The organism is Micromonospora sp. NPDC048843 (assembly GCF_040649965.1).
In the GTDB taxonomy this organism is placed as follows: Bacteria; Actinomycetota; Actinomycetes; order Mycobacteriales; family Micromonosporaceae; genus Micromonospora; species Micromonospora hortensis.
Genome location: NZ_JBEZGJ010000029.1, coordinates 1 through 14,486, shown reverse-complemented (window position 1 = coordinate 14,486; position 14,486 = coordinate 1). Strand labels below are relative to the sequence as shown.

Genomic DNA, 14,486 nt, shown 5'->3' with positions numbered 1-14,486 from the left:
CCGCCCGAGTCGAGAGAGGCACCATGACCGAGACCCTGCCCATCGCCCCGTGGCGCGTGTTCGCCGTCACCGTCAGGGCGGTGCGCCGCCTGAGCCCGTCCTTCACCCGGGTGACCTTCACCGGGGTGAACCTGGACCGCTTCGCCGACAACGGCTACGACCAGCGGATCAAGCTGGCTCTGCCGCTGCCCGGTCAGGACCGGGCGACCCTGCCGGACGGCGCGGACTGGTACGCGACGTGGCGGGCCCTGCCCGAGCACCTGCGCAACCCGATCCGCACCTACACGGTGCGGGCGGTTCGGCCGCACCTGGCCGAGGTCGACGTCGACATGGTGCTGCACGGCGACAGTGGCCCGGCGACGCGCTGGGCTCGGCGGGCCAGCGTCGGCGACGAGATCGCCCTGGTCGGGCCGGACGCCGGCTTCGACGGCAACCACGGCGGGGTCGAGTTTCGACAGGCGACCGGCGGCACCGTGCTGCTGGCCGGGGATGAGACAGCGGTGCCGGCGATCAGCAGCATCTGCGAGCGGCTCCCGCTCGACGCCCGGGGCACTGTCGTGCTGGAGGTGCCCGACGCCGCCGACGTGTTGCCGCTGGTAGCGCCGCCTGGCGTCGAGGTCCGCTGGCTGGCCCGGGGCGCCGACGGGTACGGCAGCCGGCTGGTGCCCGCCGTCGTCGCGGCGGCCGGGGAACTGCTGACCCCCGGCGCGTCGACGGCCGCCCAACCCGTTGCGGACGTCGACGTGGACACCGAGATCCTGTGGGAGGTGCCCGAACAGGTGGCCTCGGCGCCGCTCTACGCGTGGCTGGCCGGGGAGGCCGGTGTCATCCGTAACCTGCGCCGGCACCTCGTCGCCGAGCGGGGCCTGGACCGGCGGGCGGTGGCCTTCATGGGCTACTGGCGTCTCGGTCACGTCGACGCCGACTGACAGCGCCGCGAGGCGCACCACGCCGGACGGCCGCGAGGTGCGTCGGAGGCCGTGAGGCGCGTACCGTTTCGGGTCGGACTTGGGGCGGGTCGGCTGGAGCCGGCACGGGATACGGGACGAGACAACGACGCATGACGGTGGACAACATTACCGAAAACGGTCAAGAGGGTATTGACCGAAGCCGGCTGGAGGCCTGCCTCAGCGTCTTCGAGGCGTTGGAGGCGCTGCCCTCCGACCATCCCGACGTGGTGCAGGTGCAGCGGGCCACCGCCCGGCTCTACAAGGTGATCAAGCAGCGGCGGCGGGAGGAGCGGCGGGACGCCATCCTCGCCGCCGACCGGGCGGTGACGGAAGCCACCGCCACCGGCGCTCCGGGGCGGATCGACGACGAGACGCAGGGCATTCCGCTCGCGTCCTCCGTCCCGGGCGAGACGGCCGGCTTCCTGCACAATCCGCGCGGCTGCTACGTCTGCAAGCAGCGCTACCGCGAGGTGGACGCCTTCTACCACCAACTCTGCCCGTCCTGCGCCGCGCTGAACCGGGAGCGCCGCGACGCCCGCACCGACTTGACGGGCCGGCGTGCGCTGCTCACCGGCGGCCGGGCCAAGATCGGCATGTACATCGCGCTGCGGCTGCTGCGCGACGGCGCGCACACGACGGTGACGACCCGGTTCCCGCACGACGCGGTCCGCCGCTTCGCCGCGATGCCCGACAGCGCGGACTGGCTGCACCGGCTGCGGATCGTCGGGATCGACCTGCGCGACCCCGCCCAGGTGATCGCCCTCGCTGACGACGTCAGCAGCCAGGGCCCCCTCGACATCCTGATCAACAACGCGGCGCAGACCGTCCGCCGGTCCCCCGGGGCGTACGCGCAGCTCATCGCCGCCGAGGCTGCGGCCCTGCCGGACGGCCCGCTGCCGGAGCTGATCACGTTCGCCAAGCCCGACGGGCAGGGCGGCCCGGTGGGCAGCCTGACCGCCGGGCCACAGTCGACGGCGCTCACCCCGCACGCGCTCACCGCGTTGGCGCTGACCAGTGGCTCGGCCTCGCCGGAACGGATCGCGGCGTCCACCGCCATCGACGCTGGCGGGCTCGTGCCCGACCTCGACTCGGTGAACAGCTGGGTCCAGCGGGTCCAGGAGGTGGACCCGGTCGAGTTGCTCGAAGTGCAGCTGTGCAACGTCACCGCACCATTCGTGCTGGTCAGCCGGTTGCGTCCGGTGATGGCCGCCGCGTCGGCGCGCCGCAAGTACGTGGTGAACGTGTCGGCGATGGAGGGCCAGTTCGGCCGCGGTTACAAGGGGCCGGGGCACCCGCACACCAACATGGCCAAGGCTGCGCTGAACATGCTGACCCGCACCAGCGCCGAGGAGATGTTGACCGACGGCATCCTGATGACCAGCGTCGACACCGGCTGGATCACCGACGAACGCCCCCACCCGACGAAGATGCGGCTGGCCGACGAGGGCTTCCACGCCCCACTGGACCTGGTCGACGGCGCGGCCCGGGTGTACGACCCGATCGTCCGCGGCGAGCAGGGCGAGGATCTGTACGGCTGTTTCCTGAAGGACTACGCGCCCTGCGCCTGGTGATCGCCCGCACGACGAGGATGATCGCCCGCACCAAGAAGGAGAAGAACATGTCAGCTGACCGTGAATCGTGGCCGACGCTGGACGAGCTGCTGCGCGAGGAGGACGAGCTGGAACTCGCGGGCCTGTCCGAGACCGACGCGTACGAGCTGGGGATTCTCGCCGTCACCGCCGCGACCGAGCAGCGGCTGCCGGTCTCGGTGGGCGTATGGCGGGCCGGACGGCAGCTGTTCCACTGTGGCCTGCCCGGGTCGACGGCGGACAACGACGCGTGGCTGCGCCGCAAGGGGCGAGTGGTGATGCGGTTCGAGCACTCCTCGCTCTACATGGCCCGGCTGTGCCAGGACAAGCAGGTGACGTTGGCCGAGCGGTTCGGCCTGCCAGCCTCGCGGTACGCGGCAGCCGGGGGCGCAGTACCCCTGCGCGTACGCGGCACCGGTGTGGTGGGCTGGGTCGGTGTCTCCGGGCTGCCGCAGCTGGACGACCACCGTTTCGTGGTCGACATCCTGCGCAAGCTCCCCCGCTAGTGCGTTCCCGGCGGCCTCGCCTGCGAGGAGGCCGCCGGGTCAATCGCTCAGCGGGCGCGCCGGTTGGCGCGCAGGGCGCCCAGGAGCACGCCGGGGCGGGCCAGCGAGTGCGGGTGTTCGCGCATGGAGACGACGTCGTTGAACCGCCGCGCGGTCGCCACGTCCGTGATGGTCGCGGCGATGACCTGGCTGCTGGCCCAGCGGGAGAAGCGGTAGCCGCGCGGGTAGGGGCCGTCGACGTGGGGCAACGCCAGGTCCGCCGAGGTGGAGAGCGACCAGGCGGCGTCCACCACGACCTTCTGGAGCGCGAGGTAGTGGCGCGCGGGCACCCGCAGGTCCGGATTGGACCGAAGGTACGTCGACAGGCAGGCCGCGTGCAGGGCCGCCGCCGTCATGCCCTGCCCGTACACCGGGTTGAACGACGCGACGGCGTCACCGACGCTGATCAGGCCGGCCGGGAACCGCTTGAGCGCGTGGAAGTCCCGTCGTCGACTGTCGGCATGGTGGTAGGTCTGGACGTCGCCGATCATCTCCTGGTCGGCGACCTCGGCGAACTCCGGTGGGAACTGCTCGCGCAGGCGTCGGACGAAGTCGTCAGCGGTACGCCCCGGACGGTCGTTGCCGTAACCGGCCATCATGGCCATCCACCGGCCGTCCTCGATGGCGAAGAACGCGGCCCCGGCCACGTCCATCGCCGTCCTCGGCGTGTTCAGGGCCAGGACGACAGTCGAGGCCGGGGTGACCTCCGGGCGGCGGAACAGGGCTGTCGCGTAGTTGAGGTGCACTGTCATCCGCCGGGTGACGGGCCGGTCCCAGTCGGCCTGCTCCAGCCAGTCCGAGAGTCGGCTGGACCGTCCCATGGCGTCCACCACGAGGTCAGCGCGTTCGACACCGGGCACCCCACCGACCTCGCAGTGGACCCCGGTGACAGCGGTGCCCTCGAACACGAGGCCGGTGGCGCGGGCGGTGATCGTCTTGACGTTGGGCAGTCGGAGCACCTGCTGGCGGATCAGGCCCTCCAGCAGCGGCCGACTGCCCGCCAGACTGTCGGCGTCGTCGGGAACGACGACCTTCGGACGCCCGTCGAGGTAGTTGCGCCGGGCCGCGGGCGGCGCCTCGACCGCTCCGCGTGCCAGTGCCTCGTCGCGGAATCCGGGAAACAGCCGCTCCAACTGGAAGAGGCCGCCGGGCAGCAGCGCGTGCAGCTGCGTCCCCTGGGGTACGCCGGGCCGCGCGCCGGTCACCTGCGGGTCGTCCCGGTCGATGATGAGGACGGTGTCGGCGTGGTCGGACAGCACCCGGGCGGCCAGTAGGCCGGCGACACTGCCGCCGACCACGACGGCCGTGCCCATGGTCGGGGCCGGCTGGTCAGGGGGTCGAGCCGCATTCAGCTCTGCGAAGACCCGGGACGGGGAGAGGGACATCGTGCTCTCCAAGGGGGTAACGGGGTGTGTGCCCTCCCCGGTCACTGTCCGCGACCGTGCGCGGACAGACCGGTGGACGGTCGTTCGACGTTTTGCCCGCCGATCGTCGCACAACCACCTGAACGGCAACCCACTGTGTCCGCCAGATGACCACCTGTTGACCGATGGGCCGGACGGGTCCGACATTCGGACGGGTCAGGTGGCGCGTCCTCTGGCCGGCTGTCACGATCTCCGGCATGCCCGTTGCACGCCGAACTCTGCTCGGGGCCGGCCTGGCCGCCGCGACCTCCGCCCTCACCGCTTGCGGTGCCACCGGCGCGCCGAACTCCGGTTCGGCCGGCCCTGGCGACGCGGCGACCGGGAAGGGCGCCCCCGGCAGCCGGGCCGGATTTGGCCCGGCGGGAGACGCAGGGCCGCCGCTGCGGGCACCGGACGCACCGGTCGGCGGCAACCCACCAGTCCGTCAGGCTCCCTACGCGCAGGACGTGACCGCCCTGCTCCGGCGACACCTGCCCGCGACCTCACAGACCCTGCAACACAAGGGTTTTCCCGGTGCTGTCGCTCTCGTCCTGGTCGGCGGGAAGGTGACGGTGCACAGCGCTGTCGGTGAGGCGCTGCGTTATTCGGCAGGCCCGAAGCTGCTCGCGGCGAACCAGCGCGTCGCGATGCGCCGGGACTCCATCTTCGACCTCGCCTCGGTCACGAAGGTGTACACGGCCATCCTGCTGTTGCAGCAGGTCGACAAGGGCCGTGTCGACCTCGGCGCTCCGGTGCGCGACTACCTGCCCGCCTTCACCGGCACTGGCAAGGAGCGGGTCACGGTCGAGATGCTGCTCACCCACACCAGCGGCCTTCCGGTCGGCGCCACTGTCACCGGCCTGCCCGACAATGCGGCCCGCTGGAACGCCGTGCTCGGCACGCCGCTGGTCTCCGGCGCCGTGCCGGGCAAGACGTTCCGCTATTCCAGCGTCGGGCTCATGGTCGCCGGCAAGATCGTCGAGAAGGTCACCGGCCAGCGGCTCGACCAGGCGCTCAAGACCAACCTGACCGACCCGCTCGGCCTGCGCGACACCGGCTTCAACCCGAACAGCTGGCTGTCGGCCGCCGCGAAGGCCAGCCGACTGGTCGCCACCGACGCCCGCTCGTCCCGGGGACTGCTCCGTGGCGTCGTCCACGACGACGTCGCCAACCACCTCGGTGGCATCGCCGGTCACGCCGGCATCTTCGCCTCCGCGACCGATCTGGCGGCCATCGGTCAGCTACTCCTCAACGAGGGGGCCCATCGGGGCGAGCGGATCCTCGCCGCGGCGACGGTGCGCCGGATGCTCACCAACCACAACGCCGGCAAACCCGCCATCGACCCCGAGCGCCCCAACCGGACCTCGGCGCACGGCCTCGGCGTCGTGCTCAACCAGAGCTGGTTCATGGGGAAGCTCACCTCCGCCCGGACCTTCGGCCACACCGGATTCGCCGGCCCCTCGCTCCTGGTCGCGCCCGACCGCAAGCTCGTCCTGGCGCTGCTCACCAACCGCGCGCACCCCAACTGGAGCTGGTCGAACCCCGACCCGGTCCGCGCCGCTGTCGGCGACCTGCTCGCCACAAAGGTCAACTGACCGGAGGGTGTGGACCATCGCGCCCCACCCTGACACGATACTTGCGCTAGTAGTGCAAATACTTCGTCCGTCCTGGTGGAGGATCGATGCACACATCTCGCCGGAGCCTGCTCTCCGTGCTGGCCGGGGTCGCCCTCGCGGCCAGCCTGTCCGCCGTCGCCGTTCCACGCGCCGCCGAAGCCGCCGCCCCACCGACGTACCGTCCAGTGATCTTCGTACACGGCAGCGCGGGATCGGCCGCGCAGTTCGAGACCCAGGCCAAACGGCTGGCCAGCAACGGGTACCCGATCGACATCATCGAAGCCCACGAGTACGACTCCCCGAGCATCGCGACGATCCTGCCCCAGGTTTACGCGGGACTCGACGCACGGATCTCCCGCCTGCTGGCGGCCACCGGCGCGGACCGGGTCGACCTCGTCGCGCACTCGCTGGGCACCTTCGTCTCACAGGGCTATCTCAACAGCTCGCCGGAGCGTGCCGGCCGGGTCGCGCACTACGTCAACCTGGACGGGCGCACCGCGACCTCCCCGCCGGGTGGTGTGCCCACCCTCGCCATCTGGGGCGAGGGTGACCCGGCCCGCACCGTCGTCGGCGCGACAAACGTGCACCTGCCGAACCAGTCGCACACCCAGACCGTGTCGTCGGCGGAGTCGTTCACCGAGATCTTCGGCTTCCTCCGGGGCCGCGCGCCCCACACGACGCGGATCGTTGCGCAACTCTTCGGCACCGCCCGGGTCTCCGGCCGCGCCGTGCTCTTTCCGAGCAACGTCGGTGTCACCGGTGCGACAGTCGAGGTCTACCTGGTCAGCCCGCTGACCGGCGGCCGACTGTCACACCGGCCCGCACACCGGCTGTCGCTCGGCGGCGACGGCTCGTTCGGGCCCCTCCCGGTGCTCGCCACGGCCCGCTACGAGTTCGCCATCGTGCGCCCGGGCGCCGCGACGCACCACTTCTACTTCCAGCCGTTCCTCCGCTCGGATTCGTTCGTGCGCCTGGCGACCAGCGAGCCGGGCGAGGGCCTCAGCGGCCTGGTCGAGACCAGCGACCGGCACACGGCGCTCACCATCCAACGGCAGAAGGAGTGGTGGGGCGACCAGGGCGACGCCGGCGACCACCTGTGGATCAACGGCAGGGATGTCCTGAACGCGGCGAACGCGCCCCGCGCCAAGCGGACGATCGGCATCTTCGCCTTCGACGACGGCAGCGACGGCGTCACCGACCTGACGGCCCCGTTGCCGGAGTTCTTCAGCCAGACCTTCATCACCGGCATGGACGTCTTCATCCCGGCGACACCGGCACACCTCGGCCTGGTACGGATCACCGTGGGCCAGCGCGGCGGCGGCCACGAGGTGATCAACGTGCCCAACTGGAGATCGAGCACCGACCGGGTGACGGTCAGCGTGGACGACTTCTGACCGCGTCTCGCGGACGGCCCGGCCACCTCAGGTCGAGACGGTGGCCGGGACCCCGCACTCGTCAGACGGTGGCCGGGACCCGCTCGCGCACTCGTCGCCCGACGGCGAAGCTGACCAGCCCCAGGATCAACCCGACCACCGCCAGAACGACGCCCACCCGGGCCGGCGCGAGGTAGCCGAATCCGGCGGCGATGGCGACGCTGCCGAGCGCGGCGCCCAGGCTGTTCGCGATGTTCATGGCCGACTGGTTGACCGCCGCACCCATCAGTTGTGCCCCCGGGGCGACGGTGATCAGTCGTGCCTGCAGGACCGGACCGAGATACAGGCTGGTCGCACCGACCAGGAACGCGCCGACGAACAGGCCGACGCGGGTCGACGCCACGAGGCTGAACACGGCGATACTCACGATCATCGCCACGAAGCCGATGACCATGCTCCGCTGGAGGTCGCGGTCCGCCAGCCAGCCGCCCAGGGCGTTGCCGACGGTCATGCCGAGGCCCACAGCGACCAACGTCCACGGCACCGTCGCGGCGGAGAGGCCGGTGACGTCGGTGGTGACCGGAGCGATGTAGGTGTTCACCGCGAAGAACCCGGCGAAACCCACCGCGCCGGTCGCGGCGACCAGCCAGACCTGCGAGGTCCGCAGCGCCCGCAACTCGGCGGCCGGCGAGCCGTCGACCGCCGCGGCGACCTCCGGAACGACCGCCAGCACCGCCAGCAGGGTGAGCACGAAGAAGCCGGCGATGACCAGGTACGCGACCCGCCAGTCGACAGCCTGCCCGAGCCGCGTGATGAGGGGAACGCCAACCAGGTTGCTCACTGTCAGACCGCCGAGCACCGTGGCGAAACCACGGGCCTCGTTGCCGGGGCCCATCAGGGTCGCCGCGAGCAGACCGGCCGCACCGAAGTACGCGCCGTGCGGCAGCGCCGCCGCGAACCGGGCCACCAGCACCAGCTCGAAGGTGGGAGCGAGCGCGGACGCGACAGTGCCGACGGCGAACAGCACGAGCAGCCCGAGGACGAGCTTCTTGCGGGGCAGGCGCGCGCTCAACGCGGCGATCAGCGGCGCGCCGACGACCACGCCGAGCGCGTAGGCGGTGATCATCCAGCCCGCTCGGGCGACGGCGTCCGACGACGACTGCGCGTACTCGTGCGGAAGCAGACCACGGGCGATGTCGGGCAGCAGCCCCATCGCCACGAACTCGGTAAGGCCGACAGCGACGCCGCCCAGTGCCAGGGCGGCCAGCGCCGCCAACCGTCGACCTCTACTCAACTCGATCACCGAAAAAATTTAGCAACAGCGTTGCGTAATAGGGTGGTGAGATGACTCGCGTCACTGCCGATGTCACCTTCCTCCGCGGCTACAACCAGGCACTGGTCATGGCGGTGGGGCGCACTGCTCGCACGTTCGAGCGCTCGACGGTGGTTCAGGCCACCGGCCTGACGCCACAGGCGGTCTCCAAGGTCATCGCCCGGCTGACCACTGACGGCCTGATCCGCCCCGCCGGCGTCCGGCGTCCGGGCATCGGCAAGCCCGCTGTCGTCTACGAACTCGTCCCGGACAGCCGGTACGCGATCGGCGCCCACGTGGCCCGACGCACGCTGCGGCTCGTCCTGGTCGACCTGGCCGGCACCGTGCACCACTCGGCGGTCAGGCCACTGCCCCGCGACTTCACCCCGGAGCAGCTCCTCGACGCCCTGAGCGCCGGCGTCGACACGATGGCCGGCACCGGCGACCTGCGGGGCCGGCTCACCGGTCTGGGCATCGGCATGATCGGCCCACTCGACCACGCCAACGGCCTGGTCCGGGACGCCCACGGCCTGCGGCACTGGCACGACGTACCGCTGCGCGAGATCGCCGAGAAACACCTCGGCCTCCCCGTCCACCTGGACAAGGACGTCACCGCGGGGATCACCGCGGAGGCCTGGCGGCACGGCGCGACGTTCGGCGACGCGGCCCTCATCATGGTCGAGTCCGGCATCGGCGGAGGCTTCTGGCTGGGCGGCGCGGCCCACCGGGGGGCGCACACCAACGCGGGCGAGTTCGGCCACACGGTCGTCGACCTGACCGGGCCGCGCTGCGTCTGCGGCCGGCACGGGTGCCTGGAGATCGTGCACCACCGGGCCGCCGAGGCCGGCGACATCGCCCACGCCGCCCGCGTGCTGGCCGTCGGCGTCGTCAACCTGCTCCAGACCCTCGACCTCGCCCACGTGGTGCTGGCGGGCGCGGACCTCCTCCGACACCCGCAGACCTATCTCGCGGCGGTCACCGAGGCCGTCGGGGCGGACACCCGGCGCGCGGACTGGCTCAGCACCACTGTGGCCCTGTCCACCCTCGGCGCGGACGTGATCGCCGCGGGCGCCGCCATGCAGGTCCTCGACCAGCACTACGGCATCCCGGAGCTGGCCCATTCCTTGATCGGTGGCAGCTGAGCAGCTCGACACGCCGAGCGACGCCCTGCTGAGCTGCCACCGATCGCCGCGAGGTCAGATGCCGGCGACGGGGGCTCGCCGCGTCGCTACGCCACCACGGCGTCGGTGTGCGTTCGAGTACAACCGCTGGCCGGGCTCTCGCTGAGCGCGATGACCTCGTCGAGCCGCTTGCGCGCCTGCCGGAGTTGGGTGATCTGCCGATCGATGCGGTCGCGTTCGGCGCGCAGCATGGCCCGCGACTGCGGTGTGTTGACCTTCGCGTCGACACAGGGCAGCAGATCCAGGATGGTTCGGCTGGACAGGCCGGCGGCGTACAGCATCTGGATCAGATACACCCGGTCGACCGCGTCGTCGAGGTAGTGGCGCTGGCCGCCATTGCTCCGTGCGGCCGAAAGGAGGCCCTGCTCCTCGTAGTAGCGCAGGGCTCGTACCGACACCCCGGTCTTCGTGGCGAGTTCCCCGATCCGCATGGACCCCTCCCCCAGGCTGGTGACGCCAGCCACACAGCCTTCTCCCTCACGTGCACGTCAGGTTTTACCGTAGCTCGCATACCGACTTCCCTGCGGCGACGGCGCTGTGACTCACTGGCAGACCCGCCAGTCGCCGTCTTCCTTGACCAGCGCCACCCCCTGCGTGAACCTCGCACCGGTGGCCGCCTGGACCGCCTCGACCTGGACGGTCCCGGTGACCCGCCCGTTGTAGTTGTTGACGTTCACGCCGGTGATCTCGTAACTGCTGATCTTCAATTGCGCGCCCTGGATCCGGGCGAAGTCCTCCTGCGGCATGGTGTCGCGCACCCGGTCGCACAGCCGCCCGTACGCGCCCGCGTAGTTGCCCGCCTGCACGTCGTCGAGGTAGGCCGTCGCCGCCGCCCGGACCGGTTCGACGGTGTCCTTGACCGAGCGGTAGAGCCATACGCCGACGCAGGTGCCAACCACGCAGCACAACGCCAGGAGGGCGCCGACGACGATCAGGACCGTACGAAGCGTCCGGTTGGGCCTCGGGCCGGGAACCATTATCGGCTCGTACGTCATGACCCGGAGGGTAGGACTGCCGGGCCAGCGGCGAGAGCCCGCCCGGGCGCCCGGTGGTTCAGCCTTCGGAGGCGGACGGCCCCGGCGTCGTCACGTCACCGGCGACCGCACGGGCGGGCGGCGCCTTCGCCGGGGCCGGTCGCAGATCAGCGGGTACGGGTAGCGCGCTGCCCTTGACGAACTGGCCCCAACTGGTGTTCCAGGCCGTCCAGCCGTTGCCCGACTGGAGCCGGACCTCGGTGCCGGTGAAGGTGACCAGGTCACCGACCCGGGTGACGCCCATCAACCAGTCGGCGTTGGCCGCCGAGATGTTCGTGCAGCCGTGCGAGACGTTGCGGTGTCCCTGATCCGACACCGACCAGGGTGCCCCGTGGATGAACTCGCCGCCCCAGGTGAGCCGTTGCGCGTCCTCGACGTTCACCACGTAGCCGCCGTTCGGCTCGCCGCGCGTGTCGAACGTGGTGTACTGGTGCTTCTCCATGATCACCATCTTGCCGCTGGACGTGGGGGTACTGCGCTTGCCCAGGCTGACCGGGATCCTGCGGATCAGCTTGCCGTCGCGCAGCACGCGCATCTGCTTGGTGGCGTTGTCGACTTCGAGCGCCACCTGCCGTCCGATCCGGGACGTCGCGGTGCGGTCGGCGTCACCGACGTGGTTCTTGCCGATCGGCAGCCCCGCCAGGCCAGCCCGGACACTGATGGTCGTGCCGGGCCGCCATAAGTCGGGAGCCCGGTAGTAGACCTGGCTGCCGTCGTCCACCCAGGACCAGGCACCCGGCTGCGGTGGGTTCGTGGTGACGAACAGCCGACGCTGCACGTCGGCGCGGGCCGCCCTGGCGATGGGCGGATCGAAACCGATGGTCACCGGCATCGCGGTGCCGTACGTCTGCTTGTCGGCGAAGTACAGGGTGCTGCTGACCTGCGGCTTCGTCGACGCCGCCGCGGTGGTGAAGGTGGTGGTGCGGGTGGTCGTCCGCCCGGAGTCGCCGGTGGCCGTCACCGCCACGGTGTAGGTCTGCTGCGGGCGCAACGGAGCGCTCGGCACCCAGGCCGAGCCGTCCTCGCGTGGCTCCGCCCGGACCAGCGCGCCGGTGTCGTCGACGATGCGCACGGCGGTGATCTTCCCGCCCGTGACGAGCGGAGCCACCTCGGCGCTGAGCGGCACGTCCCGGGAGAGATCGGCGGGCGTGAGGGTCAGTTCGGGCGAGGGCACCACCTGCTCGGCGGGACGCACGGCGGCCTTTCGCTCGGTGGTGCACCCACCGAGGACCAGCGGTGTCGCCGCGACGGTCACCGCAACGAGCGCCATACGCCTTCGTAAACCCATCGAACGTCCCCCGGCTTCCGCGTGCTCCGTGGCGGCAATTCTCTCCGCGCCGACGGCGCCCTGTGCTGTTTCCGGAAATCACGCAACGAAGGTGGGAGCGTTCGGACGCGGTACGCGGTCCGGTCCGTCGGTTGCGCTTCCCTTTCGTGATCCTCGGGGCATCGAAGCGTGATGCCGCCGTGGAATGCTGGCCGACATGCGCGGAAGACGACGTCAATGGATTCTGCTCCCGCTTCCCCTTCTTCTCCTGACGGCCTGCACCCCACCGGATGAGCCGATCCTCGCCCTCGCCGTCCAGGACGGCCAGCCGGTCGGCGTCCTGGTCACCTGCGAGGACAGGGTTGCGCGCCTCGCGGTATTCGAGAACAACCATCAGGGTGAACCGGGCAAACGAACCCTGATCAGGTGGAGCATCGACGGCCCGCCCGCGAGCGAGATCGTGGAGGTCACCCTGTTGGGTCAGCCGCCGGAGGGCTGGGAGGTCGCCGGCGTTGTCGGTACCCCAGCGGCCGAGGCGGGCATCGATCCGGACGTCGAGCCGCTCACCGAATTCCGGCCCGGGGTCACCTACACCGTCGTGGGGTCAAGCCGCCGTGACTCCATCCCGGTGGACTTCACCCTCGCGGACCTCCCACGGATCGGCCCGGACCAGGTGCTGGCGCCGCGCGGACAGGACTCGACGACTGTCGTGTCCCGGGAGACCTTCCTGCGCAAGGCACGGGACAAGTGTTGAGCAGGACGGCGGTCGCGGGGACCCAGCAGAGAAGCAGAGTGCCGCCGCAGCCGTCGATTACGGTTTTTAGAGGAAAATCAAAGAATTGAGATTGAGTCGACATCGCGGCGGCTCCGCAGAGCTGACCAGGCAATCGCTGAGCGCTATTTAAGGGAGAATTAATCGTTTCAGTGGGAAACGAGCAGGGGGCCGACTCGTATTCTTCGTGCTCGGAAGAAAGGTGCGCCCCCGTTGATAAATCTCCGATCCACCCCTCGACGCCGCCGTTCAGTCACCGCGCTGCTGCTGCTGAGCGTGGCGCTCGCCGGCGGATGCAAGGAGGCGCCGGGCACGCCCGGCGCGTCCGGCCCGTCCAGCGACACCGGCATCGGCTTGCCCGGCCCGGACGCGCCGGCGGCCACTACGCCGGGCGACCCGTCGGCCACGCCGAGCGCCCCGGGCACCTCGGCCACCCCGTCCGCGCCGGGCAAGCCGGGAACGCCGGCGACCAGCGCCGCCCCGCCCACCGCATCCGGAGGCTGGATCACCATCGACGCCGCCGCGCAGGCCGCCGCGACGAAGGCGTTCTTCGCGCGTAAGCCCAAGCCGGTGACCGGCAACCCCGTCAAGGTGCCCGAATTCAACGTCGGCTGTACGACCAGCCACCACAACAGCGACGACCCGATCGTGCTGCCGAAGCTGGTGGGCGGCTCGCACAACCACACGTTCTGGGGCAACAAGTCGACCGATGCCAACTCGACAGCCGAATCGCTGCGGGCGTCCAAGGCGACCACCTGCAACTCGCCGGACGACCAGTCCGCCTACTGGGTGCCGACGATGTACCAGAACGGCAAGGTCGTGGACCCGAAGGAGGTGACCGTCTACTACGGTTCCCGCCTGAAGGACCCGAGCAAGACCCAGCCCTTCCCGTTCGGCCTGCGAATGATCACCGGTAACGCCAAGAACCAGGTCGACACCCCCGACAAGCAGGGCAACCATTTCTGGTGCGCCGGCATCGGCGGCGAGATCGGCCGCAGCGCCGACAAGACGTTCCCGGTCTGCGCCAAGACCGCGAACATCGTCCGACAGATCACCTTCCCGGACTGCTGGGACGGCAAGCACCTGGACAGCCCCGACCACAAGGCGCACATGGCCAACGGGGACCACACCGGGGCCTGCCCCAAGAGCCACCCGGTGCCCGTTCCGTCGGTGTCCTTCGTGATCTCGTACCCGTTGAGCGCGAACACGGACGGCATCACGCTCGCGTCCGGCACCTCGTTCTCGATGCACGCGGACTTCTTCAACGCGTGGAAGGACGAGGCGCTCGCCGCACGGGTGCGCAACTGCCTCGACCAGGGCGTGAAGTGCAACTCGGCAGGTAACTTCTAGTCCACGCGGCACGACGGCGGCGGCCGGTCACCCCGAAACCCGACTCACCCCGGGCAGGCTGGTGACATCACTGGTCACCGGCGTGCGCGGCGTC

The 14,486-nt window shown here is 70.7% G+C and carries 13 protein-coding genes; 8 read left to right on the top strand and 5 right to left on the bottom strand.

Annotated elements, in window-relative coordinates; genetic code table 11:
- Positions 1-23: 23 nt before the first annotated feature.
- The 3 genes from AB0C20_RS10065 (at position 24) to AB0C20_RS10055 (ending at position 3,045) form a co-directional block, all read left to right on the top strand.
- Entirely contained in the window at positions 24-929 is a 906-nt protein-coding gene (locus AB0C20_RS10065; protein WP_357567740.1) for a siderophore-interacting protein, read from the top strand.
- A 131-nt stretch (positions 930-1,060) separates the two neighbouring features.
- Complete coding sequence (locus AB0C20_RS10060; protein ID WP_357185665.1) at positions 1,061-2,521, top strand: SDR family NAD(P)-dependent oxidoreductase; 1,461 nt, start codon at positions 1,061-1,063, stop codon at positions 2,519-2,521.
- Between the two features lie 47 nt (positions 2,522-2,568).
- Positions 2,569-3,045, top strand: coding sequence for a heme-degrading domain-containing protein (locus tag AB0C20_RS10055; protein ID WP_357185662.1), 477 nt, complete (start codon positions 2,569-2,571; stop codon positions 3,043-3,045).
- Positions 3,046-3,092: 47 nt separating this feature from the next.
- Here AB0C20_RS10055 and AB0C20_RS10050 read toward each other — a convergent pair whose 3' ends face one another.
- The gene (locus AB0C20_RS10050; protein WP_357185659.1) at positions 3,093-4,469 is read right to left on the bottom strand and encodes an FAD-dependent oxidoreductase; all 1,377 of its coding nucleotides are present in this window, start codon (positions 4,467-4,469) and stop codon (positions 3,093-3,095) included.
- 236 nt (positions 4,470-4,705) lie between these two features.
- Here AB0C20_RS10050 and AB0C20_RS10045 point away from each other — a divergent pair, with 236 nt between their 5' ends.
- Together AB0C20_RS10045 and AB0C20_RS10040 are read left to right on the top strand one after the other, a co-directional pair.
- Positions 4,706-6,082 carry a serine hydrolase domain-containing protein gene (locus AB0C20_RS10045; RefSeq protein ID WP_357185656.1) on the top strand — a complete coding sequence of 459 codons (1,377 nt, stop codon included), beginning with the start codon at positions 4,706-4,708 and terminating at the stop codon, positions 6,080-6,082.
- 86 nt (positions 6,083-6,168) lie between these two features.
- The gene (locus AB0C20_RS10040; RefSeq protein ID WP_357185653.1) at positions 6,169-7,497 is read left to right on the top strand and encodes an alpha/beta fold hydrolase; all 1,329 of its coding nucleotides are present in this window, start codon (positions 6,169-6,171) and stop codon (positions 7,495-7,497) included.
- A gap of 61 nt (positions 7,498-7,558) precedes the next feature.
- On the opposite strand, the gene AB0C20_RS10035 is transcribed toward AB0C20_RS10040, so the two are convergent.
- A complete protein-coding gene (locus tag AB0C20_RS10035) occupies positions 7,559-8,779 on the bottom strand; it encodes an MFS transporter (RefSeq protein WP_357185650.1) in 1,221 nt (406 codons plus the stop codon).
- Positions 8,780-8,820: 41 nt separating this feature from the next.
- Here AB0C20_RS10035 and AB0C20_RS10030 point away from each other — a divergent pair, with 41 nt between their 5' ends.
- Positions 8,821-9,930, top strand: coding sequence for an ROK family protein (locus tag AB0C20_RS10030; protein ID WP_357567739.1), 1,110 nt, complete (start codon positions 8,821-8,823; stop codon positions 9,928-9,930).
- 86 nt (positions 9,931-10,016) lie between these two features.
- On the opposite strand, the gene AB0C20_RS10025 is transcribed toward AB0C20_RS10030, so the two are convergent.
- From AB0C20_RS10025 to AB0C20_RS10015, 3 genes are all read right to left on the bottom strand, one after another.
- Entirely contained in the window at positions 10,017-10,400 is a 384-nt protein-coding gene (locus AB0C20_RS10025; RefSeq protein WP_357567738.1) for a MerR family transcriptional regulator, read from the bottom strand.
- 111 nt (positions 10,401-10,511) lie between these two features.
- Positions 10,512-10,964, bottom strand: a complete 453-nt coding sequence (locus tag AB0C20_RS10020) for a hypothetical protein (RefSeq protein WP_357185642.1) — start codon at positions 10,962-10,964, stop codon at positions 10,512-10,514.
- 58 nt (positions 10,965-11,022) lie between these two features.
- Positions 11,023-12,273 (bottom strand): Ig-like domain-containing protein, encoded by a 1,251-nt coding sequence (locus AB0C20_RS10015; RefSeq protein WP_357567737.1) that lies wholly within the window; start codon positions 12,271-12,273, stop codon positions 11,023-11,025.
- A 214-nt stretch (positions 12,274-12,487) separates the two neighbouring features.
- On the opposite strand from AB0C20_RS10015, the gene AB0C20_RS10010 reads away from it, so the two are divergent.
- Together AB0C20_RS10010 and AB0C20_RS10005 are read left to right on the top strand one after the other, a co-directional pair.
- Positions 12,488-13,024, top strand: a complete 537-nt coding sequence (locus tag AB0C20_RS10010; protein ID WP_357185636.1) for a hypothetical protein — start codon at positions 12,488-12,490, stop codon at positions 13,022-13,024.
- A 231-nt stretch (positions 13,025-13,255) separates the two neighbouring features.
- Positions 13,256-14,392 (top strand): DUF1996 domain-containing protein, encoded by a 1,137-nt coding sequence (locus AB0C20_RS10005; protein ID WP_357185632.1) that lies wholly within the window; start codon positions 13,256-13,258, stop codon positions 14,390-14,392.
- Positions 14,393-14,486: the final 94 nt, after the last annotated feature.